The 26,796-nt window shown below is 48.8% G+C and carries 23 protein-coding genes; 11 read left to right on the forward strand and 12 right to left on the reverse strand.

Features of this window, described 5'->3' with window-relative positions:
* Positions 1-45: 45 nt before the first annotated feature.
* Complete coding sequence (locus UNDKW_RS11780) at positions 46-909, reverse strand: MoxR family ATPase (protein ID WP_162058843.1); 864 nt, start codon at positions 907-909, stop codon at positions 46-48.
* Between the two features lie 271 nt (positions 910-1,180).
* Between UNDKW_RS11780 and UNDKW_RS11785 the strand changes: the two genes are divergently transcribed.
* The 3 genes from UNDKW_RS11785 to UNDKW_RS11795 all read left to right on the forward strand — a co-directional run bounded on the left by UNDKW_RS11785 (position 1,181) and on the right by UNDKW_RS11795 (position 2,311).
* Positions 1,181-1,504 carry a cytochrome c gene (locus UNDKW_RS11785; protein WP_162058844.1) on the forward strand — a complete coding sequence of 108 codons (324 nt, stop codon included), beginning with the start codon at positions 1,181-1,183 and terminating at the stop codon, positions 1,502-1,504.
* A gap of 15 nt (positions 1,505-1,519) precedes the next feature.
* Positions 1,520-1,867 carry a cytochrome c gene (locus UNDKW_RS11790; RefSeq protein WP_162058845.1) on the forward strand — a complete coding sequence of 116 codons (348 nt, stop codon included), beginning with the start codon at positions 1,520-1,522 and terminating at the stop codon, positions 1,865-1,867.
* 180 nt (positions 1,868-2,047) lie between these two features.
* Positions 2,048-2,311 carry a hypothetical protein gene (locus tag UNDKW_RS11795; protein ID WP_162058846.1) on the forward strand — a complete coding sequence of 88 codons (264 nt, stop codon included), beginning with the start codon at positions 2,048-2,050 and terminating at the stop codon, positions 2,309-2,311.
* Between the two features lie 303 nt (positions 2,312-2,614).
* Here UNDKW_RS11795 and UNDKW_RS11800 read toward each other — a convergent pair whose 3' ends face one another.
* The gene (locus tag UNDKW_RS11800) at positions 2,615-3,751 is read right to left on the reverse strand and encodes a cupin domain-containing protein (RefSeq protein WP_162058847.1); all 1,137 of its coding nucleotides are present in this window, start codon (positions 3,749-3,751) and stop codon (positions 2,615-2,617) included.
* A gap of 78 nt (positions 3,752-3,829) precedes the next feature.
* On the opposite strand from UNDKW_RS11800, the gene UNDKW_RS11805 reads away from it, so the two are divergent.
* Positions 3,830-4,381, forward strand: a complete 552-nt coding sequence (locus UNDKW_RS11805; RefSeq protein WP_162058848.1) for a peptidylprolyl isomerase — start codon at positions 3,830-3,832, stop codon at positions 4,379-4,381.
* A 60-nt stretch (positions 4,382-4,441) separates the two neighbouring features.
* Here UNDKW_RS11805 and mutS read toward each other — a convergent pair whose 3' ends face one another.
* On the reverse strand, positions 4,442-7,072 hold the full coding sequence (gene mutS / locus UNDKW_RS11810; RefSeq protein WP_162058849.1) for a DNA mismatch repair protein MutS: 2,631 nt from the start codon (positions 7,070-7,072) through the stop codon (positions 4,442-4,444).
* Positions 7,073-7,330: 258 nt separating this feature from the next.
* Here mutS and UNDKW_RS11815 point away from each other — a divergent pair, with 258 nt between their 5' ends.
* Complete coding sequence (locus tag UNDKW_RS11815; RefSeq protein WP_162058850.1) at positions 7,331-8,125, forward strand: hypothetical protein; 795 nt, start codon at positions 7,331-7,333, stop codon at positions 8,123-8,125.
* Positions 8,126-8,193: 68 nt separating this feature from the next.
* Here the strand turns inward: UNDKW_RS11815 and UNDKW_RS11820 are convergent, their stop codons facing one another.
* Both UNDKW_RS11820 and UNDKW_RS11825 read right to left on the reverse strand, forming a co-directional pair.
* Positions 8,194-9,564: a DEAD/DEAH box helicase gene (locus tag UNDKW_RS11820; RefSeq protein WP_162058851.1), complete on the reverse strand. Its 1,371-nt coding sequence runs from the start codon at positions 9,562-9,564 to the stop codon at positions 8,194-8,196.
* A gap of 90 nt (positions 9,565-9,654) precedes the next feature.
* Positions 9,655-10,446 carry an inositol monophosphatase family protein gene (locus UNDKW_RS11825; RefSeq protein ID WP_174244988.1) on the reverse strand — a complete coding sequence of 264 codons (792 nt, stop codon included), beginning with the start codon at positions 10,444-10,446 and terminating at the stop codon, positions 9,655-9,657.
* 200 nt (positions 10,447-10,646) lie between these two features.
* Between UNDKW_RS11825 and UNDKW_RS11830 the strand changes: the two genes are divergently transcribed.
* From UNDKW_RS11830 to UNDKW_RS11840, 3 genes are all read left to right on the forward strand, one after another.
* Positions 10,647-11,423 (forward strand): RNA methyltransferase, encoded by a 777-nt coding sequence (locus UNDKW_RS11830; protein ID WP_162058852.1) that lies wholly within the window; start codon positions 10,647-10,649, stop codon positions 11,421-11,423.
* Between the two features lie 496 nt (positions 11,424-11,919).
* On the forward strand, positions 11,920-13,740 hold the full coding sequence (locus tag UNDKW_RS11835) for a FimV family protein (RefSeq protein ID WP_162058853.1): 1,821 nt from the start codon (positions 11,920-11,922) through the stop codon (positions 13,738-13,740).
* Between the two features lie 98 nt (positions 13,741-13,838).
* Complete coding sequence (locus UNDKW_RS11840; protein WP_162058854.1) at positions 13,839-14,486, forward strand: glutathione S-transferase; 648 nt, start codon at positions 13,839-13,841, stop codon at positions 14,484-14,486.
* 46 nt (positions 14,487-14,532) lie between these two features.
* On the opposite strand, the gene UNDKW_RS11845 is transcribed toward UNDKW_RS11840, so the two are convergent.
* A complete protein-coding gene (locus UNDKW_RS11845) occupies positions 14,533-15,333 on the reverse strand; it encodes a PP2C family serine/threonine-protein phosphatase (RefSeq protein ID WP_162058855.1) in 801 nt (266 codons plus the stop codon).
* Between the two features lie 84 nt (positions 15,334-15,417).
* Between UNDKW_RS11845 and UNDKW_RS11850 the strand changes: the two genes are divergently transcribed.
* A complete protein-coding gene (locus UNDKW_RS11850) occupies positions 15,418-15,618 on the forward strand; it encodes a YdcH family protein (protein WP_162041241.1) in 201 nt (66 codons plus the stop codon).
* A 44-nt stretch (positions 15,619-15,662) separates the two neighbouring features.
* A complete protein-coding gene (locus UNDKW_RS11855) occupies positions 15,663-17,654 on the forward strand; it encodes an ATP-dependent DNA helicase (protein WP_162061902.1) in 1,992 nt (663 codons plus the stop codon).
* Positions 17,655-17,749: 95 nt separating this feature from the next.
* Here the strand turns inward: UNDKW_RS11855 and UNDKW_RS11860 are convergent, their stop codons facing one another.
* The 6 genes from UNDKW_RS11860 to UNDKW_RS11885 form a co-directional block, all read right to left on the reverse strand.
* Positions 17,750-19,813 carry a M13 family metallopeptidase gene (locus tag UNDKW_RS11860; RefSeq protein WP_232063348.1) on the reverse strand — a complete coding sequence of 688 codons (2,064 nt, stop codon included), beginning with the start codon at positions 19,811-19,813 and terminating at the stop codon, positions 17,750-17,752.
* Positions 19,814-19,970: 157 nt separating this feature from the next.
* A complete protein-coding gene (locus UNDKW_RS11865; protein WP_232063349.1) occupies positions 19,971-20,957 on the reverse strand; it encodes a peptide ABC transporter ATP-binding protein in 987 nt (328 codons plus the stop codon).
* Positions 20,957-21,973 carry an oligopeptide/dipeptide ABC transporter ATP-binding protein gene (locus tag UNDKW_RS11870; RefSeq protein ID WP_162058857.1) on the reverse strand — a complete coding sequence of 339 codons (1,017 nt, stop codon included), beginning with the start codon at positions 21,971-21,973 and terminating at the stop codon, positions 20,957-20,959. The genes UNDKW_RS11865 and UNDKW_RS11870 overlap by 1 nt, the downstream gene beginning before the upstream one ends.
* 13 nt (positions 21,974-21,986) lie before the next feature.
* Entirely contained in the window at positions 21,987-22,922 is a 936-nt protein-coding gene (locus UNDKW_RS11875; protein ID WP_162058858.1) for an ABC transporter permease subunit, read from the reverse strand.
* A gap of 48 nt (positions 22,923-22,970) precedes the next feature.
* Positions 22,971-23,975 (reverse strand): ABC transporter permease subunit, encoded by a 1,005-nt coding sequence (locus UNDKW_RS11880; protein WP_162058859.1) that lies wholly within the window; start codon positions 23,973-23,975, stop codon positions 22,971-22,973.
* A 137-nt stretch (positions 23,976-24,112) separates the two neighbouring features.
* A complete protein-coding gene (locus tag UNDKW_RS11885) occupies positions 24,113-25,732 on the reverse strand; it encodes an ABC transporter substrate-binding protein (protein ID WP_162058860.1) in 1,620 nt (539 codons plus the stop codon).
* A gap of 352 nt (positions 25,733-26,084) precedes the next feature.
* Between UNDKW_RS11885 and UNDKW_RS11890 the strand changes: the two genes are divergently transcribed.
* Positions 26,085-26,792 (forward strand): alpha/beta hydrolase, encoded by a 708-nt coding sequence (locus tag UNDKW_RS11890; RefSeq protein ID WP_162058861.1) that lies wholly within the window; start codon positions 26,085-26,087, stop codon positions 26,790-26,792.
* The last annotated feature ends 4 nt before the right edge of the window (positions 26,793-26,796 follow it).

Consider the following 26,796-nt stretch of genomic DNA (forward strand, 5'->3'; position numbering starts at 1 on the left):
AAAAATGGCGCTGCAGTGCTGCGCCATTTTTGTCATTGCATCTTGTTAGCGATTGGTGCGTGACATGTATACCAGGCGCTCAAACAAATGCACGTCCTGTTCATTTTTCAGCAAGGCACCATGCAGGGGAGGGACGATGGCTTTATTGTCCTTGCTGCGCATGGCTTCTGCGGGTATATCTTCAGCCAGTAAGAGCTTCAACCAGTCTATGAACTCTGAAGTGGAAGGTTTTTTCTTGAGGCCGGCAACGTCGCGGATTTCATAAAAGGTTTGCAGTGCCTGCGCCAGCAAGTCTGACTTTAATTTGGGGAAGTGGACATCGACGATCTTTTGCATCGTTTCCTTGTCAGGGAATTTGATGTAATGGAAGAAGCAGCGGCGCAAGAAGGCGTCTGGTAGTTCTTTTTCATTGTTGGACGTAATGATGACCAGCGGGCGATGCTTGGCGCGCACCATCTCACGGGTTTCATAGACATAAAACTCCATACGGTCCAGCTCACGCAACAAGTCATTCGGGAATTCTATATCGGCTTTATCGATTTCATCGATAAGCAAAACTACAGGCTCGTCAGCAGTAAAAGCCTGCCACAGTACGCCTTTGATGATGTAGTTGTGGATGTCCTTGACGCGTTCGTCACCTAGTTGGGAATCACGCAGGCGTGAGACCGCATCGTATTCATACAAACCCTGCTGCGCCTTGGTAGTGGATTTGATATGCCACTGCATCAGGGGCATGTTCAGGGCAGCAGCGACTTCTTCGGCGAGCATGGTCTTCCCTGTGCCTGGTTCACCCTTGATCAATAGTGGGCGTTGCAGACTCAGGGCGGCATTGACTGCCAGTTTCAAATCATCGGTAGCGACATAATTGTCGGCACCGTCAAAGCGTAAAGTAGTTGGCGCTTGTGTCATGGATATAAACTCGACGTGTAGGGTTGCTTGAGAGTGTAAAGAGTATAAGCGAGAATTTGCACTCTTGTGAACGGCTGTTCTTTTTTCTGTGCAGGCAACGCAGAAAGGCAATAATTTTTTTGCCTGGAGTTGCGTAAGTGCAGCTTTTTTACCCTTTGGAGAGGCGTGTGTACTAGGTTTTTTACGCAAATTTGATTGTAATCAGCTAAAATGCTGAGTTATATCAAAACACTGAATTTATTGATCTGCCTGCTAATTAATAATCGCTAATATGAAAAAATTGTTTGCACTCCTCGCTATAGCGAGCCTCGCTCAAGCTGCTACTGCGGCAGATCCGGTTGGCAATCCTAAAGATGCTGCTGATAAAAAAATCGCGATGTGTATTGGTTGCCATGGTATTCCTGGCTACAAAGCGAGCTTCCCTGAGGTGTATCAGGTGCCTATGATAGGCGGACAATCCGCCAAATACATAGAGAGTGCTTTGAAAGCCTATCAAAAAGGCGATCGCAAGCATCCATCCATGCGCGGTATTGCTGGCAGCCTGACTGAACAGGACATCGCAGATCTGGCGGCATATTACTCTCAACAAAAATAAGAATAGGACAGGATCATGAAGAAAACTCTGTTGATGGCAACTTTGTTGTCCACCTTGTCTTTCGCAGCTTATGCGGGTGGCAATATAGAAGCTGGTAAAGAAGCGGCAAAAAAATTCAATTGCGCTTCTTGCCATGGCGACAATTACTCAAAGCCTATCGATCCAAGCTATCCTAAGTTAGCTGGTCAGCACGCTGATTACATTGCCCAGGCTTTGCACGCTTATCAGCGTGGAGGTGATGCAGCAAATGGCCGTTCCAATCCAACCATGGCTACACAGGCCAAGGCATTGTCAAATCAGGATATACAAAATATCGCCGCGTACCTGCATAGCTTGCCAAGCGAGCTGGTGTTGAAGAAATAAGTTCTTGCAAATGCAGTTTTTTGCTTGATACAAAAAAAGCCACGATGATTCGTGGCTTTTTTTGTATCTTTGCGCTTTAGGACGCCTGCTTCTTTGTCATGGCTGTTTGCCTATTTCAAGACGAAAAAAACCGGCTTAAAGCCGGTTTTTCTTAAGTAATTAAAAATTACTTGGAAGCAGATGCAGAAGCTGCTGCTGGAGCGGAAGCTGCTGCAGATGCTGCAGGAGCTGCGCCAGATGCTGCAGCTGCGTCAGATGCTGCTGCTGGAGCTGGAGCTGCTGCTGGGGCTTCTGCTGGAGCAGATGCTGGTGCAGGAGCTGCTGCAGATGCGGATGCTGCTGGAGCGGATGCTTCAGGAGCTTTTTTCTCGCCGCAAGCAGCCAGAGTCAATGCCAACAGGGAAACGAGCAAGAGTGATTTTTTCATGTTTGTACTTTCAATAAATAGATCAAAAAAGAAGATCAAAACTTTGCGATGAATAATTACCGGTAATTATCGCTCTATAGGTTAATTCGCGAGCTTCTCGCCAAAACGACATTCGGCCCCTACGAAAGTTTCCTAACCCGGAATTATAATGATTTTTCCATTAATGGAATAGGCATAGATGCATTTTTGCACTCAAATCAATCATTATTTCTAGACAAGACGCTATTTTTAGTAGGAAATTTCAGGTTTTCCATGAAAATAAACTACTTTTCGGAAGAAAATTTTCTTTCATATTTCAAAATAATGACGCGTTGCAGCAATCATTGACGTAGATCCAGCCAGCCGTCTTCATACCAAAGGCAGAAAGTTTCTATCGCATCTGCGGAAATATTCGCCAGATCTGCGCCATCCAGCTCTCTTTGATTTGCCAATTTGCTCAGGCAAATCTTGTCTTCCTTGCCAACCGCGAATGATTCGCCATTGATGAAAATATGTTTTCCTTTATATAACATCAGCGACTTGCGTGACAGCTTCAGGCCATTTTTCAGGGCTGACTGATGGAAACGTTTAGGCGTCAGTGGTTTTTCCGGTCCAGTGAAGAAAACACTGGGTTTGGGTTCGGTCAGGTGCTCACCCAGGAAAATGAGTACGTCATCGTCAGTAAATTGAATCTTGGCAATTTCTTCAGCAACCTGTTCCAGCATTTCATTGCTGATTTCTGCCGGTTTGGTGCTGACTTTCAAATCAGGGTCTGCATATCTTCCTGGCAAGTCTATCGAGTCAGACATGAAGTGCAGGAAGGACTCCCCCAGTTCCTGGTAAGACGGCGCACGGAAGCCAATGGAGTAAGTCATGCATTCACCGATGGCGATGCCATCATGCGCATATTTTGGCGGTAGATACAGCATGTCGCCCGGCTCAAGCACGAATTCCTGCTCAGCCTTGAAGTTGCGCAAAATCTTGAGAGGCATGCCATCAATCAGCGTCAGGTCTTTTTGCGCGCCGATGCGCCATTTGCGTTGACCATGCGCCTGTAGCAGGAATACATCATAAGAATCAAAATGCGGTCCAACACCGCCGCCATCTGCCGCAAAGCTGATCATCAGGTCATCAAGACGGCTGTCAGGGATGAAGCGGAATTGCCTGAGCAGGGAATCAGCCTTGTCATCATGCAAATTAACGCCTTGTACCAACAGCGTCCAGTCTTTCTTTTCCTTGACAGGTATGTCGGCTTGCGGGCCAGACTTCATTTCCCAGTGTTTGTTGAAGAAGCTGATGAGCCTGGACTCAACATCGTCACGGCCAGCCATGTCAAACAGGTCAGCTTTTGGGATCAGAGGCTGAAAGTCAGGGATAGCCTGGCGTATCAGCAAGGGCTTCTTGTGCCAGTATTCGCTGAGAAACTCTTCTGCTGTAATGCCGCCCAGCAGGGGCAGGGGGATGGTATTTTTTTTCATGCCCGCATTATAGGCTGAGGCAAAGGACTCGACTAGACGGGTATAATCTCAGGGCAAATAAATTTTTAAGGAATTGCTATGAAGATAGGCAAAAATTCAGTTGTTACTGCAGTCTATACCTTGAAAGACGCACAAGACAATCTGATAGAAGAAGGTCAGGAGCCTATGGTTTACCTGCATGGCGGGTATGACAATGTGTTTCCCAAGATAGAAGAAGCCCTGGAAGGCAAGGAAAAGGGCTTCAGCACCATTATCCAGTTAAACCCTGAAGATGCCTTTGGTGACTATGATGCCGCCCTGGTGAAAGTGGAACCGCGTGATCGCTTTCCTTCACCATTGGAAGTTGGCATGCAGTTTGAAGGCATGCCGGAAGAGTCGGATGATGCTGCCGATGAAGACAATGCCCATATTTTTACCGTCACGGATATCGCGGATGATAAGGTCGTACTGGATGGCAATCACCCGCTGGCAGGCATAGCCTTGCGCTTTAGTTTGACGGTAGAAGACGTGCGTGCTGCTTCTGAAGAAGAAGTCGCTCACGGTCACGTGCATGGCGCTCATGGCCATCATCATGACGATGATGAGGATGATGGTGCAGGCGACGAATATCGTAGTCACCAGTTGCACTGACAAGTAGCCATAAAAAATGCCGTTGACTTCAACGGCATTTTTTAGCTGGATATGTTTTGGTCAGGCCTTGTTTGCCAGGCTCTTCAATTCATACAAGGCTGCCAGTGCCTCCCTTGGGGTCATACTATCCGGGTCCATGGTGTCAAGAGTCTCCATCAGCTCAGTATTAACGGGTGCTGACTCCACAACTTCCACTTCAGGTGCGCCAGCCGAGGAAGAGAATAAATCAAACTGAGGCGTTGATTGCAGCGACTGAGCTTCCAGATCAGCCAGATGCTTGCGTGCAGAGCGGATAACTGGCTGAGGTATGCCCGCCAGTTGCGCCACCTGCAAGCCATAGCTTTGTGAGGCAGGGCCAGCCTGTACAGCATGCAGGAAAACGATGTTTTCCTTATGCTCAACCGCAGATAAATGCACATTTTCTGCCGATGGGTGCACTTCAGGCAATTGCGTCAGCTCAAAATAATGCGTGGCAAACAAGGTATAGCTCTTGGATACCTGTATCAGATGCTTGGCAATTGCCCAGGCCAAAGCCAAGCCGTCAAATGTCGATGTACCGCGACCCACTTCGTCCATCAATACCAGAGAATGGTCAGTAGCACCATTCAGGATGGCTGCTGATTCTGTCATTTCCACCATGAAGGTAGAGCGGCCACCTGCCAGGTCATCCGCTGCGCCTATGCGAGTGAAAATGCGGTCTATCGGACCTATCGTCACTTCGGCGGCAGGCACATAACTGCCAACGTAGGCTAGCAGGGTGATCAGGGCAACCTGACGCATAAAGGTCGATTTACCACCCATGTTAGGGCCGGTGATCAACAATAATTTACGCTCGGCAGAAAAATCACAATCATTGGCGATAAAGCGTTCTATCTGGTTTTCAACTACAGGATGGCGACCCTGGACGATATGCAGGTTAGGTTCATCCACCAATTGCGGTGCGCACCAGTTATTCTTGGTCGCATGCTCGGCCAAGCTGACCAGAGTGTCGAGTTGGGCAATCGCATTTGCCACTCTTTGCAACAAAGGCACTTGCGGCACCAGATCTTGTAGCAGACGCTCATACAACATCTTTTCACGTACCAGGGCACGTTCTTGTGCCGATAATGCCTTGTCTTCAAAGGCTTTCAATTCTGGTGTGATGTAGCGCTCAGCATTTTTCAGGGTCTGGCGACGGCGGTAATTATCCGGCACTTTATCGCTTTGTCCGTTCGTGACTTCAATATAAAAGCCATGCACACGGTTATATTCAACACGCAGATTGGCAATGCCTGTGCGTTCACGTTCAGACACTTCGAGGTCTATCAGGAATTGCCCGGCATTCTCTGACAGTGCACGCAATTCATCGAGCTCTGCATCAAAGCCGGTGGCTATCACGCCACCATCGCGTACCATGGTGGCGGGTTGCAGCATCAAGCCACGTTCCAGCAGGTCCAAGCATTCTGTCGGTGTGTCCAGATCAGACAAAACCTTGGTCAGCAAACTGGTTTGGTTATCGGCGATACACAAGCTCACATAATTGCGCAGGCCGGGCAGGTTTTGCAGGCCATCTCGCAGTGCAGATAAATCACGTGGTCGCGCAGATTGCAGGGCTATGCGTGTGGTGATGCGCTCTATGTCGGGGATAGCCTTTAAAGTGGTAGCCAGGCCATCAGTGGAGTCTGCCTGTATCAGTGCCTTGATGGCGTCATGACGTGCCCTGGCGACGGCTTGATCGCGCCGTGCATGGTGTAACCAGTGACGCAGCAGACGCGAGCCCATGGCGGTGCGGCAATGATCAAGCAAGGAAAACAGGGTGGGCGATTCTTGGCCACGCAAGGTCTCTGTCAACTCCAGATTGCGACGTGTCGCGGTATCCAGCCCTATGAATTCATGCTCGCTCTCAACATTGAGCGTATTGACATGCTTCAGGCCACGGCCTTGCGTGCTTTCCGCATAGCGCAGCAATGCACCAGCGGCGCCCAGTGCCGCACTCAGGTTCTCTACCCCAAAACCGGTCAATGAGGCAGTGCCCAATTGATCCTGCAAGGCTTTTTGCCCTTGCTTGACATCGAAATGCCAGTCAGGCAATTCAGAGAATTTGCCCGGGAGTTGAGCATAATGCTCATCCAGCAATAGCGTGCCAGCAGACAGCAATACTTCGGCTGGGCTGATGCGTTCCAGTTCTTGTTGTAGCCGTTGTGGCAGGGATTTTTCGTCAGTCGATACTTCCATCAACTTCAAGGCACCACTGGCTAGCGACAACCATGCCAGGCCTATGCTGACGGTCTTTCTTTGTTGCAGCATGCACAGCGACAGTAGCGGGCGGTCAGATTTTTCTGGCAGCAAATCAGTGTCAGTCAGTGTGCCCGGGGTGATTACGCGCATGACTTTGCGCTCTACCGGCCCCTTGCTGGTCGCCGGATCACCTATCTGTTCGCAGATTGCCGCTGATTCACCTATCTTGACCAGCTTGGCCAGATAAGGCTCCAGGGAATGGAAGGGCACGCCCGCCATCTTGATCGGTTCGCCGCCAGAACTGCCGCGCTGGGTCAGGGTGATGCCCAGCAAACGCGAAACTTTTTCGGCATCGCCAAAAAACAGTTCATAAAAATCGCCCATCCGGTAAAACACAAGGGTTTCTGGATAGTCTGCCTTGATGCGGAGATATTGCTGCATCATGGGGGTGTGTTGTGTTTCTTTTGCGGTCATAAGACTTTGATTTTATTCGTTTTGTTTTCTTGTTTTCGCCTGCTGAAGCACTGGAATTTATACCCAGTCAGTTCAAATTTGGTGCGCACCATATCATAGACGATTGCCTTGGTCTACGGTTGCCTAGCTTTATTGTGAATATCAATAACTTATAGGCTGCAGAATTGTCAGGTAAAAGCAAAAACTATCCAGGATATTGTTAAAATCAAAAATCTGATTGTAGCAATATCCTTTTTTGTGTCGAAAGGGCGCTGACCGATGACAAATGAATTTATGTATGGACAAAGCACTGCCCTGATCGTTTTCCTTCTTCTTGCCTGTATGCTGATTGCCACCGAGCTTGCATATAGAAATGGCCTGCGCAAACAAATGGTAGCAAATGATGCGGCCAAATCACAGATCAATACCCTGCAGGCTTCTATGCTGGGCTTGCTCGCCTTATTGTTGAGTTTTGCTTTTTCTCTGGCGCTGCAAAGGTTTGATGAGCGCAATCAATCGGTAGTCAATGAAGCGAATGCAATTGGCACCACGTATTTGCGCACCCAGCTGCTACCCTTGAGCGTGCGCGAGCATACGCAGACCATGTTGAAGCAGTATATAGACCTAAGAGTAGAAGAAGGGCAGGTCAGTCTCGCAGATGTGGAAAAACGTGATGTCTTAATAAAAAAAACCAGCCAAATCTCGGATCAGTTGTGGGCGCTCGCCATGAAGTCTGTCGAGTTGGATAAGAGTGCTGTGACCACTGGCATGTTTGTACAGTCGTTGAATGATACTATCGATGCATTTGGTAAAAGGGATGCTGGCTTGCAAAGGCATGTGCCTGAGACAGTTGTGTTGCTCTTGTTGATCACCATCATCATGACAGCTGCGACCATAGGTTATGCTTCTGGCCTGACTGGGCAAAGGGCGGTCTTTGCAACTTTGGCTTTGCAGATTTTGATCAGTATGGCGGTATTTTTAACCATAGACCTGGATCGCCCACGACGTGGTTTTATACAAGTGAGTCAGTTGAGCATGCTGAATTTACAGCAGTCAGTACATGCAAAGCAGTAATTGAATTTGTATAAAGCACAAAGGGCCAAAAAATTGCCCTTTGTGCTTTTAATCCTGCCAGCTAAGGATCAGCCGTTACCACGGCTACCAGACCTGCGTGGAGCGGACTGCTTTACCGTCGGTCTTGGGCCTGCTGGGCGAGGTTTGGCTGCCTGTGGCGCAGATGCCTTACCTGGTGTGCGGGCTGGCTGTCCGCGGCCGTTACCTGCAGGACGTTGACCTCTGCCACCTCCGCCACCACCACGATGATCAAAGCTGCGCAATTGTATAGGTTCAGCCTTGGCATGCGGGTCAGGAATGAAACCATCAATGATTTCTTGTGGTATCTGACGCTTGATGAGTTTTTCTATGTCTGCAAGCAGCTTGAATTCATCGACGCAAACCAGAGATACGGCCTCGCCAGTCGCACCGGCGCGACCAGTGCGGCCTATGCGATGCACATAATCTTCTGGCACATTCGGCAAATCGTAATTGACGACGTGAGGCAACTGGTCAATGTCAATACCACGTGCCGCGATGTCAGTCGCTACCAGTACGGTCAGACTGCCATCCTTGAATTCGGCCAGAGCCTTGGTGCGCGCAGACTGACTCTTGTTGCCGTGGATGGCCATGGCGGCAATGCCATCTTTGCCCAATTGCTCTACCAGCTTGTTGGCACCATGTTTGGTGCGGGTGAACACCAGCACTTGTGACCATTGATGGGTCTTGATCAGGTGTGCCAGCATCGGGTGTTTTTTATCGCGATCAACCGGGTGCACTTTTTGTGCTATGACTTCAACCGTGGAATTGCGACGCGCGACTTCTATCATCGCCGGGTTGTCCAGCAAGCGGTCTGCCAGTGCCTTGATGTCGTCGGAGAAAGTGGCAGAGAACAGCAAATTCTGCCGCTTGGCAGGCAAGATCGCCAATACTTTTTTGATGTCATGGATAAAGCCCATGTCCAGCATGCGGTCTGCTTCATCCAATACCAGGATTTCTATATGGCGCAGGTCTATCGTGCCTTGCTGGTGATGATCAAGCAGGCGGCCTGGCGTTGCCACCAATATGTCGACCCCTTGCTTTAACAGTTTGATTTGCGGGTTAATGCCAACGCCACCAAAAATCACGCCGGAATTCAGTGGTACATATTTGCCGTAGGTATTGACGCTTTCTTCTACCTGAGCTGCCAGTTCGCGCGTAGGTGTCAGTACCAGGGCGCGGATAGGGCGTCTGCTGGTTTTGTCTTTTGGAGCATTGGCTGAGGTAGACAGGCGCTGCAAGATAGGCAGGGTAAAACCCGCTGTTTTGCCAGTACCGGTTTGCGCGCCAGCCAGCAAGTCGCCGCCTTTGATGACAGCAGGAATTGCCTGCTGTTGTATCGGGGTTGGAGAGGTATAGCCTTGTTCGCTGACTGCGCGGACAATGTTCTCGGATAAGCCGAGTTCGTTGAATGATGCCATGTGGTTTTACTGTGTTTCTTTATGACCGGACTGGTTTTCATCAGTCCAGAGAGAGGGGCGTCCCGCCAAATGCCAGCGGGACGTGAGAAATTACTTTTTAGCTGAAAACGCTTGCAATGCATTGACCATCTGGGCAAATACTTTCGGTGTTCCAGCTAATACATCACCTTTGTGCAGATAGTCGGAATCACCAGAGAAGTTGCCGACGATACCGCCAGCTTCGGTGATGATGAGTGAGCCTGCCGCGATATCCCAGGGGGCCAGGCCTTTTTCAAAGAAGCCATCAAGACGGCCGGTTGCGACATAAGCGAGGTCAAGCGCGGCAGAACCTGGTCTTCTCAGACCCTGGCATTTGCTGGTCATGACTTTGAACATGGCCAGGTACTCATCCAGGCCCGACAAGTCGCGGGATGGGAAGCCTGTACCTATCAATGCATCAGCCAGTTTGTCGCAACGGGTAACGCGGATACGTTTATCGTTGAGGAAAGCGCCGGCACCTTTGCTGGCCGTGAACATTTCATTGCGCGTAGGGTCGTAAATAACGGCTTGTGTAATCACGCCGCGTTGTTGAAGCGCGATAGAAACGCAATATTGTGGGAAGCCGTGGATGAAGTTGGTCGTGCCATCGAGTGGATCAATGATCCAGACATTATCATTTTCGTCGTGCAAATTAGCGGATGCACCTGATTCTTCAGCCAGGATGGCATGGTCAGGGTAGGCAGAAGTCAGCACCTCAATGATGGCAGCTTCAGCAGCCTGATCGACTTCAGTCACGAAATCATTGAATTGTTTCTCTGTGACCTGGACACGATCGAGGTCAAAAGATGCGCGATTGATAATAGTCGCGCCACGACGAGCGGCTTTAACTGCCGTATTCAGCATTGGGTGCATAAGGTTTCCGATAAAATGGCAGCATGCAAACGACTATCCCTCAAAAAAGAGTAAGGATGTCATTAAGATGCTAGACAAAAATGATAAAGAGCGTGCGTAATTCTTGTCCGACTGCCATCCGTCTGATCAATAAGACGCACAACAAGACGCACAACCGAATAAAAAATTAACGCGGGATACCGCTATTTTAAATGAACTTGCCCAAAACTGACACATCTCTTTTTCAACGCCTGTGCTTTATCCTGGTTGAAACCAGTCATCCGGGTAATATAGGTTCGGCCGCGAGAGCCATTAAAACCATGGGGTTTAACGAGTTGATCCTGGTAAAGCCACGCTTTGCCGATGCTCTGCAGCATACGGAAGCGATAGCCCTTGCCAGCGGTGCGCAAGACATATTGGACAGTGCCCGTATCGTCGAACATATCGATGAAGCCCTGGATGGATGTGAATATGTGGCCGCCGTCAGTGCCAGATTGCGGGAGTTTTCCCCGCCTATCCTTAGTCCAAGAATATTCGCTGAATCCATGGTGCAAAGTCAGCACGCTAAAATAGGGCTGATATTTGGTAACGAGCGATTTGGTTTGCCTAACGAGATCGTCATGAATTGCCATGCACTGATCAATATTCCCGCCAATCCGGCCTATTCTTCATTGAATCTGGCGCAGGCAATACAACTGCTATCTTATGAATGCCGCATGGCTGCTGATACCGGTGTGCCAGTTGCCGGTAATGTCGGTTTTCAGGGGCAATTGGCAACCGTGAATGAAATAGATGGAATGTATACGCATCTGGAGCAGGCACTTGTCGCGATAGAGTTTTTGAACCCGGATAAGCCCAAGAAGCTGATGCCCCGCCTGAAACGCATGTTGTCACGTACGCAATTGGAAGTTGAAGAGGTGAATATCTTGCGTGGAATTGCAAATAAAATATTGGATGTCAGCAAAAAACAGGCAATGCCTGAAAAATAATAAAATTTCTGCTTTAATACTTTAATTAATAAGATGCAAAGCAAGCTGGGATAAGACATAAATAATTTCGATTTTTATTTTTTGTGTCTTTTTGGCAAATTAAATTGTACATTCCATCATCAATATTACAATGATGTTGACTCGTAGTTTTCCTTCAAATGTATCGAAAATACATTAAGAGTTTGATGTATGCTGAGGGAAACAGCAGGAGGTATTGTTGTTGCAATTGATAAATATGTTGAAATCAACAAACATTGTTACCTTTGTTTGCGTTTTACATTTGGTAACGACTTCAAGGATTGTTATAAAGCCAGTAAGATTGCAGTTAATATACATTCAGGAATAACAATTGATTTTCTGAAGTAATTACTTTCATTCTGAGGTCATTATTATTTTTGTTCCATTTCGCCGATCAACGTCATATCTGCTTTGCCTTGGTGCCCTGGCATTCGGCGCAACAGGCAATGCGTATGCACTGGGGTTTAGCAATCTGACTGTGCAGTCAGCACTGGGGCAGCAATTGCGGGCTCAGTTGGAGTTGACGGGAAATGATGCGGCAGAAATCGATCAGTCCTGCTTCAAGGCAAAAGTCGAGAGTCCAGATGGTTACGCCATCGCATCAGTGAATGTCACTTTGGTGCAAAAGGGAGGCGCACGTTTCCTGACTCTGGTAACCAGAAGCACCATCGCCGAGCCCGCAGTCAAGATACTGGTGAACATGGGTTGCGAAATTCAGTTGCATAGAGAATTTCTGATCCTGTTAGACCCACCTCTGTCTGCGCCAACTTTGACAGCACCTACTGTTAGTTCTACCAGAGGGACAGCAAGTCCTGCACCAGCTTTAATTGGTAAAGATATCGCTGGCAAAGACATCGCGACAAGCGATCAAACTCCTCAGGTAAAAATCAGGCCACGCACCAGGAAAGACAAGCCCGCCAGTGAGTTGACAGAAATTGTCGCTAATCCGGGTAATGCATCTGCAACAAAAAAAAAGCCTGCCAAATCGACTGACAAACCAATCAGCAAGCCCAGAGATACTCTGAAACTATCGGATGACTTGCCGGTGCTGGAACAAACGCAAGGTTTGCGTCTCAGTGATAGCTTGTCTATCGGCACACCGCAGTCCAATATTGAAGAGTTGCGCGCAGCGCAGGCACAGCTTGCTGCAATGTTGCGGGATGAAAAACCAGCGCAGCCTGCGGTTGATAAACTCAAGAATGAGCAACAGAAAATTCTGAGTCTGCAACAAGAGGCGCAGCAACTCAAGCGCCAGAGCCAACTGGATAAGGCAGCCCTGGAAGAGGCCCGTGAAAACAGTTTTTCACGCAACTGGGTGATGGGTCTGAGCGTATTCATCGCTGCAGGCTTGGCCATCATTGCTTTGCTCCTGCTCTACGTCAGTCGCATGCGTAAGAGATTGCATGAGAGTTGGTGGCAGCAAAAAGAACCTGCTTCTGAGCCTGAATCCAAAAAAAATATAGAAGAAATTGTTGATAGTATCCAGGCTTCTTATGGACCTACAACGACCAGTTCACTGTATCAGGTTCATGATGACGACGAGCCTGGCTCCAGTCGCCCGGTAACAAAGCCATCCAGAAAAGTTGCGGCAGATAGCAGTCTTGGCAAGCTCGATACCCCTTCCATATTCAGTAAAGCCTATGTCCCGACGCTGGAGGACAGTAATAGCAGTACCTTTAATTTCTTTTCTACCAAAGGCCAGTCGGTCAAGGTAGAAGAAATTTCTGACGTGACTCAGGAAGCTGAATTCTGGATTTCTGTCAACGACCCGCAAAGGGCGATTGAAATTCTTGAACCCCTGGCTGACGTTGATCACCCCGAGTCGCCCGTGCCGTGGCTATACCTGATCGATTTATACAGGGTCACTGCGAATAAAGAAAAATACGAAACGCTAAGAGACAAGTTCATTGTATTTTTTAATGCAAATGTCCCTGAATTTGAAGTCGATCCGGCGACCTTGCCTAGCAGACATCTTGATGACTTTGAGCACTTGATGAACCGCATCTGCACTATGTGGAATTCAAATGACATTTTGCCTTTCCTTGAAAGTCTTCTGGTTGATGACAGGGATGGTAAGCGCATGGGGTTCGAATTGCCGGTTTATCGCGATATCCTGTTGTTGATCTCGGTTGCAAATGAGCTTGAGAAGTCGAATTCTTTTGGTGCACCTGAAAGAAATCGCGCCTGGGCAAATGTGCCAGGTTTGCCGCCAGACGAGCCTTTCAGTCAGGAGCAGCAAGCGGAGCCAGAGTCGAATGTCATCGATTTTGAGCTGATAGACTTCCCAAAAGAAAAATAACACCTGGTGATCCGGGTAAGTCCGAATGTAGCAGGCCAGTTTCTACTGGCATGACTGCAAATTTTTGTTGTGCAAATAAAAATAAAGAATGGAGATATATGATCAAGCTTTGCGGTTTTGCAGTCAGTAATTATTACAATAAAGTTAAATTGGCGCTTTTGGAGAAAGCTATTCCCTTTGAGGAGCAATTAGTCTGGACTGGAAAAGCGCCTGAATTATTGCAGCATTCACCTTTAGGAAAAATTCCCTATATAGAAACTGAGCACGGCTCGCTGTTTGAATCTCAAGTGATCGTTGAATACCTGGAAAATCGCTTTCCTGATCATCCCCTGATGCCAGCAGACCCGTTCGCAGCCGCTAAATTACGCGAATTGATTACCTTTATTGAGCTGCACATGGAGTTGCCTGCGCGCGAGCTTTATGCCGAAGCTTTTTTCGGAGGCAAGGTCACTGATGAGGTCAAGGCAAAAGTAGAAAAGCAACTGAGCCGCAATATCCCCGCATTTGCAACACTGGCAAAGTTTGACCCATTTGTCGGTGGTAAGGAGTTTACATTGGCCGATTGCGCTGCCGTTGTGCATTTTCCACTGATATCCATGGCGACCAAGATTGTTTATGGCAAGGATTTTCTGGCGGAGTTGCCTACGCGCGACTATGTGAAGTTTATTTCAGAGCGGCCAACCATGCAAAAGATCAATGCTGATCGCAAGGCAAATCAGGAATTGATGGCAAACAAGGGTAAATGAATTTGATGGCGCTACAGAGCTAATTTGTAGCGCCATCAGCGCAAATCTAGACTGCTCTGCGCATTTTTTGTACTGTATATGTCTTGGCTTGTGCGGGTGGCTCTACCAGTTTGACAATCGCAAAGGTGCAATTGTCACCGCGGCCACTCGCCCTGTCCCTGGCTTTTCTGATCAGGAACTCTGAAGCCTGACGAGGGCTATTGGCCGCAACAGCTGCTGATAGCTCATGATCTTCAAAATAATGCCAGAGGCCATCTGAGCACAACAAGAAGCTGTCATGCGCCTTTAAAGGCGTATGCTCACCAAAGGTGATATAGGGGGCTGCGGTGCTTGAGCCAAGTACATTTACCAGGATATTTGATAGCCTGTGGGTCTTGGCTTCTTCTGAGGTAATCTTGCCTTCATCCACCAATTTTTCTACATAAGAGTGATCTTTGGTTTTTTCGGCATAATTCGGACCGTCGAACCGATACAGACGGGAATCGCCGACATAGGCCCAGATAGCTTCTTGCTGCGGGGTAATTACCAGTGCGACTACCGTGCTATGTGGTTCTTTTTCTGATGAAACACCAGACAATTTAATGACAGTGTGTGCTTCATTGACGATATTTTCTAAAAGACTGCGGACATCATTTCCTGGGTAAAATTCATCAAATAATTGTTTTGCCGTGCGCACGACCTGCTCAGCGGCAAGTGCGCCACCGCTTTTGCCGCCCATGCCATCGGCAACCACGGCCATGACATAACCTGGCGCATGTGGTGCCGCAAAAAGTGCAGTGCGGTCTTGTTGTTCCTGCCTGTCGCCGATATGTTGTCCGGTTCCAGCTTCGATCTTATATTGGCTCATACGTCTTGGTAGATTAAACTAACGGGATAAACCCAAAAATGGTCTTTCCTTAATTAAACTTTATTTTACTGCAACCAGAAGACTATGAGCCACCCTGAACAAATACAACAACGCATTATCGAGCTCGAGGTTGAACATAGAGACCTGGATGTGGTAATCGAGACCCTGATTAAAGATCCCTCTCATGATGAGTTACAACTGCGGCGCCTTAAAAAACGCAAATTGCAGCTGAAAGACCATATTACATTACTAAGAATGCAATTGACACCTGATGTCCCTGCATAATTATCCACTTTTCCTTAGCTTTATAGTTAGTTTCTGATTGCCTCATTTTGACTGAACCACTCGCCACACCGAATGCAAACGGCATTCACGATACAGAAGTAGAACATATTTTTGGCTTGACCGGACCATTAAGTGCGTCTATTAATGGTTATCGCCCGCGCCAAGCGCAGACAGAGATGGCAAAAGCCATCGCCGACGCCATTGCAGGGCAAAAAACCTTGTTGGCAGAGGCGGGGACCGGAACCGGGAAAACTTATGCATACCTGACTCCGGCATTATTGTGGGGTGGCAAGGTTATTGTCTCTACGGGGACAAAAAACCTGCAGGATCAGTTATTTTTACGAGATATTCCTACGATACGCAAAGTGTTGAAGGCACCAGTATCGGTTGCCTTGCTGAAGGGCAGGGCAAACTATCTATGTCATTACCATCTTGAGAGAACTATACAAAATGGCCGTTTGAGCTCGCGTGAAGATGTTGGTTATCTGCGTGACATAAGCCGTTTCATTAAAACCACAATGACGGGGGACAAGGCTGAACTGGCCCGGGTGCCGGAAAATGCCTCGGTCTGGAGTCTGGTGACCTCGACCAAAGATACCTGCATGGGATCAGAGTGCCAGTATTATCAGGACTGCTTCGTCATGAAGGCGCGCAAAGAGGCGCAACAGGCGGATGTGGTCGTGGTGAATCATCATCTGTTCTTTGCCGACGTGGCCTTGAAAGATACTGGAATTGCAGAGCTATTACCCTCTGCCAATACAGTCATCTTCGATGAGGCACATCAATTGCCGGAAACTGCCACCCTGTTTTTTGGCGATACCGTCTCAACTTCGCAAGTGCTGGAGCTTTGCCGCGATGTACAGGCAGAAGGTTTGTCGCATGCCCGCGATGGAGCAGAGTGGTCCAAGCTGGTTGCCCCAGTTGAGAGGGCTGCACGCGATTTACGTCTGGCCTTCCCGCAAGATATCGTGCGCTATTCCATAGACCAGATTGCGCCATCCAGCCCTTTCTTTGAAGCCCTGGAAGCCTTGAAATCCAGTATGGATGCCATGATTGCCGTGTTGGAGAAGCAGGCCGAGCGTGCGGAGACACTTGAGCAGTGCCGTGCACGCGCCATTACTTTGGCTGAGCAATATGAAAAATGGAATGCCGCAGATGACGGTAAATCAGGTGATTATGTATTGTGGGTAGAAGCGTTCTCTACTTCCTTGCAATTGCATCGCACCCCTTTGTCAATCGCCCCGATTTTTAACAAGCAGCGCGAAGGAGTACCTCGTGCCTGGATATTTACGTCCGCTACCATGGCAGTCAAGAATGACTTTAGCCATTATGTGTCGCAAATGGGGCTGTGGGACCAACCGGCGTGCACCTGGCCCAGTCCTTTTAATTACCAGGAGCAGGGTTATTTGTATGTGCCTAACGGCATGCCACAGCCCAATTCCTTTGGCTACATGGATGCAGTCATTGATGCTGCGTTACCAGTCATAGAAGCGGCTGGTGGCAAGACTTTCCTGCTATGTACTACCTTGAAAGCAGTGAAGTACAGCGCAGAACGTTTGCGCGAAGAATTCCAGAAGCGCGGCCTGGATTTTCCTTTGTTTGTACATGGCGATGCTGGCAGAACCGAATTACTTGACCGCTTCAGGGCCGCAGGCAATGGCGTGCTGATAGGTAGTCAAAGTTTCTGGGAGGGAGTAGATGTACGTGGCGATGCCTTGTCCCTGGTGATTATCGATAAGCTGCCTTTCGCGCCACCTGATGATCCGGTATTGTCCGCCCGCATCGCTGCGATGGAGAAAAAGGGCTTGAACGGTTTTGTTCATCATCAATTACCAGAAGCGATTATCAATTTAAAGCAGGGCGCCGGTCGCCTGATTCGGGATGAAGGTGATAAAGGCGTATTGATGATTTGTGATCCACGTCTGATCTCAAAACCCTATGGCAAACGTATCTGGCAAAGCTTGCCGAGTTTCGCGCGCACCAGGGAGCTGGCAGATGTACAGGCTTTTTTCAAGAAGATCAACAGTCCCGCGTAAACTGCAATGCTAGGGAAAACTAAATAGCCTGTAATAACCAAATGAAAAAGCAGCGCTGAAAACAGCGCTGCTTTTCTGCTCAGTTACTGTCTGGATTACCAGATACTGACACGCTCAGCAGGTGCCAGGAACATCTTGTCACCTTCCTTGAGTTTGTAGGCATCATAGAAACCCTGCATGTTGCGCAGGCTGCCATTTGCGCGGATTTCTCCCGGGGAGTGTGGATCTGTTTTCAAGCGCGCAATCATGGTTGCTTCACGCATCTTCCCGCGCCACACCTGTGCAAAACCCATGAAGAAACGCTGATCGCCAGTCAGGCCACCAATGACTGGTGCTGGTTTGCCACCCAGTGACAGTTTGTAGGCTTTGTAGGCAATTGCCAGGCCGGAATTGTCTGCAATATTTTCACCCAAAGTCAACTCGCCGTTGACGTTGTAACCGGGGATAGGACTGAAGGCACCATACTGCTTGACTAGGACAGCGGTTTTGGCCGCGAACTTGTCATGATCTTCTTTGGTCCACCAGTCACGCAAATTGCCAACGCCGTCATATTGCGCACCCTGATCATCAAAGCCATGGCTGATTTCATGACCAATGACGGCACCTATGCCACCATAGTTGACTGCATCGTCAGCTTTGGCATTGAAGAATGGCGGTTGCAGTATCGCCGCCGGGAAGACGATCTCATTGAGTTCAGGATTGTAATAGGCATTGACAGTTTGTGGTGTCATACCCCATTCGTCACGATCTACTGGTTTGCCAAGCTTATTCAATTCAAATTGTGCGGCATACATGCGGGCGTTGCGCAAGTTGCCGACTGCATCGCCTTTAGTAATGTTTAAGCCAGAATAGTCGCGCCATTTGTTTGGATAGCCAATCTTGGGCGTGAAAGTAGCCAGTTTTGCCTGTGCTTCTTTCTTGGTTTCTGGACTCATCCAGTCCAGCGTGTCTATACTTTGTTTATAGGCCAGCAGCAAATTGCCAACCAGCTTCTCCATTCTTGCTTTGCTTTCAGCTGGAAAATGCTTGGCTACATAAAGTTTTCCCAAGCTTTCGCCGAGTGCGGAATCCGCCAGTCGCACGCCACGTTTCCAGCGCGGCTCCTGTTTTGGAACGCCAGCCAGGACGGTGGAGTTAAACGCAAAACTTTCGTCGCTGAATTTTGCTGGAAGTTGAGCCGCAGCAGAACGCAGGATATGCCATTTGAAATAGACTTTGAGATTGTCCAGGGCCGTATCTTGCAAAACCTTGTTCAGGCCAGTCAGGTAGCTAGGCTGGCTGACGATGATGTAATCTACCTTGCCTTTGACGCCCATTTCTGCAAGATAAGCATTCCAGTCGTAGCCTGGTGTCAAGGCATCGAGCTTGTTGATCTCAATTTTATTGTAGGCCTTGACAGGGTCACGCAATTCAACCTTGGTCCATTGTATTTTTGCGAGCTCTGTTTCCAGGGTCAGTATGTCTGCAGCATGTTTGCCAGCCTCTTTGTCACCAGCGAGCGTCAGCATTTTTTCTATATGCGCCTGGTATTTGATACGGAAATCTTTTAATTTCGCATCGTCATTATTGAGGTAATAGTCACGATCAGGTAAACCCAATCCAGCCTGGGCTATGTCAAAAACATATTTGGTGGAATCCTTGTTGTCCTGATGAATCTGAAAATCATATGGCGCGCCTATGCTGGCTCGGTTTAGCCATGCCATCAAACCGGGGATCTGTTTTTTGTCGGTCATGCCATCTACTTTTGCAAATTCAGCTTGCAAAGGTTTCAGACCCAGGGATTCAATGTGTGCCGTATCCATGTAACTGGCATACATATCCGCAATTTTTTGCGCGTCTGTGCCAGGCTTATTTTTGGCTTTGGACAAAGCTTCGATGAGTGAATGCAAATGCGGGATAGTCGCTTCGCGTAAGTCCATGAAAGCACCCGCAGAGGACCTGTCTGAAGGAATTTCGGTATTTTTTAACCAATGACCGTTAACATGGCGAAAAAAATCATCCTGGGCACGCACTGCGGCATCATTATGCTTGGATTCTATGCCTGACAACAGAACTGGTGTCGCTGAAGCCGCTTTTGCTGGTTCTGCAGCAGTTGCGAGCTGACTGCCAACTGTGCCGGCGATCATCAGCGCGATAGCGCTAAGTACATGTGCTTTCACTTTGGGGTCTCCTGAGAGTGAAGGTAGGAATAAAAATATGACAGTCTTTTAGGCTGTCTTTGGTAATTATTGCAAAATAAATAAATCGTTTGCAACAATTCCTCGTCTGCTTAAGACTGCAAGAGTTTAACGAAGTTCGCGAGATTTAATAAAAGTTTCAGGTAATTTCTTCCACTCTGTGGCAGGCGACCAAGGTGTTGTCAAACGGACGCAGTACTGGGATTTCTTGACGGCATCTTTCATTGGCGTGTGGACAGCGATTATTAAAGGCACATCCGGGTGGTGGCGCCAGCGGGGACGGCAATTCGCCATCCAGCATCATCTTCTGCTGGCGTTGCGCGGGGTCAATACGAGGTGTTGATGCAAGCAATGCCCGGGTATAAGGGTGCAGAGGGCGTTTGAATATGTTTTGCTTGTCGCCATGCTCAACGGTTTTCCCAAGATACATGACCAGCACATCGTCAGCAATATGCTCAACCACTGACAGATTGTGGGAGATGAACAGATAGGCGACACCATTCTGCTGTTGTAAATCCATTAACAAGTTCAGGACCTGTGCCTGTATGGACACGTCGAGGGCAGAGACTGGCTCATCGGCGACGATGACTTCAGGATCGAGCATCAGTGCCCGGGCGATAGCGATCCGCTGCCTCTGTCCACCCGAAAACATATGGGGATAACGCCCATAATGTTCAGGCCGCAAACCTACTTTTGCCATCATGGCACGCGCTTTTTCTTCACGCTCGGCAGATGGCAGGTGAGTGTTGATGATCAAGGGTTCTTCCAGCATGGCCCCGACTTTTTTGCGCGGGTTCAGGCTGGCATAAGGATTCTGGAACACCATCTGCACCAGCGGGCGCACTTGCTTGAGTGTGAGCTTGTCAGCGTGGGCAATATTCTTTCCGCCCATCCACAACTCGCCGCTGCTAGGCGTTTCTATCATGGTGACCTGGCGGGCGAGGGTAGATTTGCCACAACCTGATTCGCCCACCACCGCCAGGGTTTTGCCAGCAGTCAGCTGGAATGAGACGCCATCCAGTGCTTTTGCCAGCGCTTTGGGTTTGAGAAAACCTTGCGACACAGCGTAATGCTTGGCCAGGTTCTTTGCTTCCAGTAAAACAGGGGTAGTCGTGGTATTTTGCATCATGCTGCCTGATCAATTTGTGGTGCTTGCCATCCATTACCCGGCACACCTTGCGCATCCAGAGGGAAATGGCAACGCACCCGGGCATTTGCCTGTCCTTGTAATTGTGGTCTATCAGTTTGGCAGCGCTCTGTCGCATAACTGCATCGCGGTGAGAGCAGGCAGCCTGTTGGCCTGTCATACAAACCTGGTACTACACCCGGTATGGTTTGCAGGCGTGCTTTACCCAGATTATGTTCGGGCAGGGCTGCCAGCAGAGCCTGGGTGTAAGGGTGTTTGGGGGCATCGAATATTTCTGGCACGGTACCAGTTTCCAGAACCTGGCCTGCATACATGACCACAACGCGTTTCGCAGTCTGGGCAACGACGGCCAGATCATGGGTGATGAGCATCAGGGCCATGCCACGTTCACGCTGCAATTGCAGTAATAATTCTAGCATTTGCGCTTGTACAGTAACGTCCAGCGCAGTGGTAGGTTCATCCGCTATCAGCAGGCGTGGGTTGCAGGCAATGGCGATAGCCACCATGACGCGCTGGCTCATGCCGCCCGATAGTTGGTGGGGATAGGCGTTCATGCGCCTTTCCGGGTCAGGGATATCAACCTGCTTCAATAAAGCCAGCGCCTTGGCGCGCAAGTCCTTTTCCTTGCCGCCCTGATGCAGACGCAAGGTTTCCATCAACTGAAAAGCCACGGTGTAGCAAGGATTCAGGCTGGTCATGGGGTCCTGGAAGATCATGGCAATATCCTTGCCAAGCAATTGCCGTCTTTCCTTGTCCTTCATCTTCAGCAGATCGCGGCCATCAAATTCCATCTGGTCTGCCCGCACACGTCCAGGGAAATCGATCAGCCCCATCAAGGCCAGTGAGGTGACACTCTTGCCTGAGCCTGATTCACCGACGATGCCAACCACTTCACCTTGTTCTATGAACAGATCAAGACCATCAACTGCCTTGAATGGCTGAGCTTCCGAGCCAAATTCAACGCGTAAATTTTTAATATCCAATAATGGTTTCATGTTGAATCTTTGCTCAGCGTTTTAACTTGGGATCCAGTGCATCGCGCAAGCCATCACCCATGAGGTTAAAGGCTAGTACGGAAATCAGAATAGCCAGACCAGGGAAGGTGACCACCCACCAGGCACTTTGTATAAATTCCATGGCACTGGCCAGCATAGAGCCCCATTCTGGTGTTGGCGGCTGCGCGCCAAGACCCAGGAAGCCTAGTGCTGCCGCATCCAGTATCGCCGTGGAAAATCCCAGCGTAGCCTGCACAATGATAGGAGCCGCGCAGTTGGGCAGCACGCAATTAAACATCAAACGCAAGTTGCCCGCTCCAGCTATGCGTGAGGCATTGACATAATCCTTGTTCAGCTCACCACTGACTGCTGCACGCGTTAACCTGGCATACGAAGGCATGAGGACGATGGCAATGGCATACATGGCATTCATCAGGCCGGGGCCGAGTATCGCGACGACTGCGATTGCCAGCAACAGACTGGGCAGGGCTTGCAGGATATCCATGAAGCGCACAATGATCGTTTCCAGCATGCGAGCAAAGCGCCCGGTCCAGCTACGTGAAAAACCGGCGATCAGACCCAGGGTCACACCCACGCCCATGGACAGGGTGACAGAGACCAGGCCTATAAACAGCGACAAGCGTGAGCCATGAATGAGGCGGGACAAGATATCGCGACCAACCGGATCAGTGCCAAGTATGAATTTACTACTGCCCGTTGCTGTCCATGCGGGCGGCACCAATGTGGATTCGCGAAACTGTTCTATGGCGGAATGTGGTGCTATCCATTCCGCGAACAGGGCGCATAAACTCATTATGCCAACCAGCACGAGGCCGATGACGGCACCGCGGTTTTGCTTGAAGTAATGCCAGAACTCAATCAAGGGATGTGGTGGCGACAAGCTTGCGGTAGCAGCTACGGTATTTGCAGGTAAATTGGTATTGCTCATAATTCTGCGATCAAGTCTTTTAAACGATGAGTGAAATTGGACATCACATTAATGGCGTATGCGCGGATTGATCACGCCATACAACACATCGACAATCAGGTTGACGGTGATGACGATGGTGGCGATCAGTAATATCCCACCCTGCACGGTCGGGTAATCACGCCTTTGTATCGCTTCGATCAACCACTTGCCTATACCTGGCCAGGAGAAGATGGTTTCAGTCAAAATGGCACCAGCCAGCAAGGTGCCGACTTGCATGCCGATGACCGTAATGACAGGGATAAGTGCATTACGCAAGGCATGCACCCAGACTACCCGCATCCATGACATGCCTTTGGCACGAGCAGTACGCACATAATCTTCCTTGAGTACTTCCAGCATGGCAGAGCGGGTCATGCGGGCAATCACGGCAAGTGGAATTGTGCCAAGTGCAATCGCCGGCAAGATCAGATGCATGACGGCTGATTTGAAAGCACCTTCTTCACCTGACAGCAGGCTATCGATCAGCATCAGGCCAGTCACATGCGGCAGGTCAAACAGAATATCGATACGGCCAGACACTGGCGTCCAGCCCAGGGTCACAGAAAACATCAGGATGAGCAAAAGCGCCCACCAGAAGATAGGCATGGAATAACCAGTCAGGGATGCTCCCATGACAGAGTAATCAAGAAAGCTATTGCGCTTCAGGGCGGCCAATATGCCCGCTGGCAATCCAAGCACAACCGCAAAAATAATCGCGCATAGCGATAATTCCAGCGTTGCCGGGAACAGGGTAAAAAATTCTTTGCTGACCAGTTCCTGGGTGATGATGGAACGACCCAGATCGCCTTGCAGAACTTTGCCCAGATAAGAAAAATACTGCTGGTACAAAGGTTGATCCAACCCATACAAATGCATGAGACTGGCATAGCGTTCTGCATCCATGCCGCGCTCACCTGTCATGGCTTCGACGACATTGCCGGGTATCAGATGTATCAAAGAAAAAACCAGCAGCGTGATGCCAAGGAAAGTAGGGATGACTACACCCAGGCGTCGGAGAATAAAACCCAGCATCGAAAAACCTTTTTTTAAGACAAGCCTACAAACAGCATCATAAAGACTGAAAAAGCAGCAAGCAGATACAACGATGGCACCAAATTGCAATTGTTCAGCAAAATTGGTGCCACGTGTTGTTCACCAGTAAGCAGTACTTATTTATCCAAATCTACTTTTTTAAAGTAATGATGGGCAGTTGAATCCATCTTGAAGCCAATTACATTTTTGCGTACCGGTGTATAACGCAAAGAATGTGCCAGCAGCAATAAAGGCGCTTCTTCCCTGACTATTTCTTGCGCTTTTTCGTAAAGCTTGGCCCTTTCAGACTGCTTAGGTGTCAATTTGGCTTTCTGGATCAGTTCTTCATAATCCTTATTGCACCATCTTGGAATATTGCCGCCACCTTTGACAGCTTCGCATCCCAAAATTGGCTCAAAGAAATTATCCGGGTCGCCATTGTCGCCGGACCAGCCAAACATCATGGCATGTTGCTCGCCAGTCTTGCTGCGCTTTTTATACTCTGTCCATTCGTAAGTTGTCAGCTTGGTTTTGACGCCAATTTTTGCCCAGTCTGCCTGTATCAACTCAGCCATACGTTTGCCGTCCGGGTTGTAGGGGCGGGATACAGGCAAATACCAGAGTTCAACTTCCAGGCCATTTGCATAACCAGCTTTTGCCAGCAAATCTTTTGCCTGGGCGATGTCGTAAGGATATTCCTTTATCTTATCGTTATACGACCACATCGTAGGCGGGATAACGTTTTTGGCGATTTGACCCGTACCCGCATAGACGGATTTCAATATCGATGCACGATCTACAGCCAGATTCAAAGCCTGGCGCACCAGCTTGTTATCGAAGGGTTTTTTCTCGACGTTGAAGCCGACGTAACCAATATTCAAACCTTGTTGTGACAACAGTTTGATATTTGGGTCGCTCTTCATCAATTCCACATCTGCCGGTTTTGGCAAGGCCATGACATGGCATTCGCCTGCTTTGAGTTTGGCGTAACGCACCGACGCATCCGGCGTGATTGCGTAAATCAGATTATCGATTTTCGGACGTCCATCCCAATAACCATCATGTGCCTTGTAGCGGATGATGGCATCTTTTTGATAGGAGACGAACTGGAAGGCACCTGTGCCTATGATTTCCTTATCGATCAGTTCTGGTGTTCCTGCTGCCTTCATTTTCTGCGCATATTCAGCTGAATGAACAGACATGAAATCCATCGTCAGCGTGGCGAGAAAAGGCGCTTCCTGACGCTTGAGTTTAAAACGTACGGTCAGGTCATCGACTTTTTCGAGTTTATCAACTATTTTGTTAATACCCAGATCCTGGAAGTAGGCATAGGTTTGACCTGGCGTGTTCTTATGGAAGGGATGATTTTCATCTGCCATGCGATAGAAGCTGAAAAGTATATCGTCGGCATTGAGGTCGCGGCTGGGTTTGAACTTGGCATTGCTGTGGAACTTGACACCTTTGCGCAGCTTGAAGGTATAGGTCAGTCCATCTGCAGAAATATCCCAGGATTCTGCCAGTGCAGGAGTGATATTGGTGGTGCCGGTTTCCATTTCCACCAAACGGTTATACATGGGCACTGAGCCAGCATCCGCCGTGGTGCCTGTGGTAAAGAACTGGGGATTAAAACCTTCTGGACTACCTTCAGAGCAAAAAACCAAAGTCTTGGCGGCCATTGCCGCGCCTGCATGCAAACCTGCAAAAGCGCCAATCACAACCAACGTGCCAGTCTTCAATAACCAATTACCTTTTTTCATCCAGACTCTCCACAGTGAATAAATACCAGTAAAAACGACAAAACGATTGTGCCATAGCAGACCCGCACAGATTTTTGTATTGTGCAGTAATTCGATAAGATTTGTATTTTTTTGTTACAAGGCCGAAGAAAATTTTGAAAACAAAATCGACAAATCACATAGCCACCATGGAATGCAATCTCTTACAAAGAAGATTTGCTCAGTGTTGCAAATATGATGCATAGTAGAGAATAAATTTTTTCACTTTTTTTGCGCGGAACCAAAAGATTGCTTGTGCCGTCAAAATCGATATGCGTTTCAGGTATAAGCAATTTACAAAAACAATGCACTTCACTATTCATCTCAGCGGTTCATGCATACTGACTTAGAAAAAATCAACTGGTCGGATGACATAATCCCCGATGTTATCGCAGAGTTTCCGGCAGGGTCTGGTCCGTTTCCTGCAGTGATATTGGCACCAGGTCTGCGCTATGACATGCACCGGCCAGTCATGGCACAAGTAGCCCATCACTTGCTGTTGCAAGGTTTTGCTGTATTCAGATTCAACTGGTCTTTTTATACTTCTGACGCGGCCCGTGGACAGCCTTTAGCAGATTTAATACCGGAGTTGCAGGACATGACATCAGTGTTGCGCCTGGCAACCAATGATGGGCGCATACAACAGCAGAATATTTCGATCGCAGGGAAATCTTTTGGCTCCATAGTCGCCTGGCGCTTTTTTCAGCAACAGCCTGCTGTGAAAAGCTGTGTGCTATTGACGCCCTTATGTGTGGCAGACAAATCTGGAGGGGATGAACTCAGCCTGGTGAAACAGAATTATCCCTGCGCTGAGCTAGAAAAAAGGCCAGTTCTTATGCTGGCCGGGAATGCAGATCCTTATTGCGAACTCGATACTCTGCGGGAGTTTGCCGGGCCCATGGCAGCACGATTCAAAATTGTCGTGCTGGAAGGTAATCACAGTATGGAGATACCTGATGAAGATACGACGGTGGCTACCAGCAAACTGGAGCGCAACCTGGCTTTGCTAGCCTGCCACATCCAGGGTTTCTTGCTTCAGTAAATTG

Source organism: Undibacterium sp. KW1 (assembly GCF_009937955.1).
Lineage (GTDB): Bacteria > Pseudomonadota > Gammaproteobacteria > Burkholderiales > Burkholderiaceae_D > Undibacterium.

What these genes read in the sequence shown, in the direction of transcription:
- UNDKW_RS11890 (WP_162058861.1), top strand. Translation starts at nt 26,085, where the DNA reads ATGCATACTGACTTAGAAAAAATCAACTGGTCGGATGACATAATCCCC.
- UNDKW_RS11800 (WP_162058847.1), bottom strand. Translation starts at nt 3,751, where the DNA reads ATGAAAAAAAATACCATCCCCCTGCCCCTGCTGGGCGGCATTACAGCA.
- UNDKW_RS11805 (WP_162058848.1), top strand. Translation starts at nt 3,830, where the DNA reads ATGAAGATAGGCAAAAATTCAGTTGTTACTGCAGTCTATACCTTGAAA.
- UNDKW_RS11880 (WP_162058859.1), bottom strand. Translation starts at nt 23,975, where the DNA reads ATGCTGGGTTTTATTCTCCGACGCCTGGGTGTAGTCATCCCTACTTTC.
- UNDKW_RS11815 (WP_162058850.1), top strand. Translation starts at nt 7,331, where the DNA reads ATGACAAATGAATTTATGTATGGACAAAGCACTGCCCTGATCGTTTTC.
- UNDKW_RS11790 (WP_162058845.1), top strand. Translation starts at nt 1,520, where the DNA reads ATGAAGAAAACTCTGTTGATGGCAACTTTGTTGTCCACCTTGTCTTTC.
- UNDKW_RS11870 (WP_162058857.1), bottom strand. Translation starts at nt 21,973, where the DNA reads ATGAAACCATTATTGGATATTAAAAATTTACGCGTTGAATTTGGCTCG.
- UNDKW_RS11825 (WP_174244988.1), bottom strand. Translation starts at nt 10,446, where the DNA reads ATGCTGAATACGGCAGTTAAAGCCGCTCGTCGTGGCGCGACTATTATC.
- UNDKW_RS11865 (WP_232063349.1), bottom strand. Translation starts at nt 20,957, where the DNA reads ATGCAAAATACCACGACTACCCCTGTTTTACTGGAAGCAAAGAACCTG.
- UNDKW_RS11875 (WP_162058858.1), bottom strand. Translation starts at nt 22,922, where the DNA reads ATGAGCAATACCAATTTACCTGCAAATACCGTAGCTGCTACCGCAAGC.
- UNDKW_RS11780 (WP_162058843.1), bottom strand. Translation starts at nt 909, where the DNA reads ATGACACAAGCGCCAACTACTTTACGCTTTGACGGTGCCGACAATTAT.
- UNDKW_RS11850 (WP_162041241.1), top strand. Translation starts at nt 15,418, where the DNA reads ATGAGCCACCCTGAACAAATACAACAACGCATTATCGAGCTCGAGGTT.
- UNDKW_RS11885 (WP_162058860.1), bottom strand. Translation starts at nt 25,732, where the DNA reads ATGAAAAAAGGTAATTGGTTATTGAAGACTGGCACGTTGGTTGTGATT.
- UNDKW_RS11845 (WP_162058855.1), bottom strand. Translation starts at nt 15,333, where the DNA reads ATGAGCCAATATAAGATCGAAGCTGGAACCGGACAACATATCGGCGAC.
- mutS (WP_162058849.1), bottom strand. Translation starts at nt 7,072, where the DNA reads ATGACCGCAAAAGAAACACAACACACCCCCATGATGCAGCAATATCTC.
- UNDKW_RS11830 (WP_162058852.1), top strand. Translation starts at nt 10,647, where the DNA reads ATGAACTTGCCCAAAACTGACACATCTCTTTTTCAACGCCTGTGCTTT.
- UNDKW_RS11820 (WP_162058851.1), bottom strand. Translation starts at nt 9,564, where the DNA reads ATGGCATCATTCAACGAACTCGGCTTATCCGAGAACATTGTCCGCGCA.
- UNDKW_RS11785 (WP_162058844.1), top strand. Translation starts at nt 1,181, where the DNA reads ATGAAAAAATTGTTTGCACTCCTCGCTATAGCGAGCCTCGCTCAAGCT.
- UNDKW_RS11795 (WP_162058846.1), top strand. Translation starts at nt 2,048, where the DNA reads ATGCAGAAGCTGCTGCTGGAGCGGAAGCTGCTGCAGATGCTGCAGGAG.
- UNDKW_RS11840 (WP_162058854.1), top strand. Translation starts at nt 13,839, where the DNA reads ATGATCAAGCTTTGCGGTTTTGCAGTCAGTAATTATTACAATAAAGTT.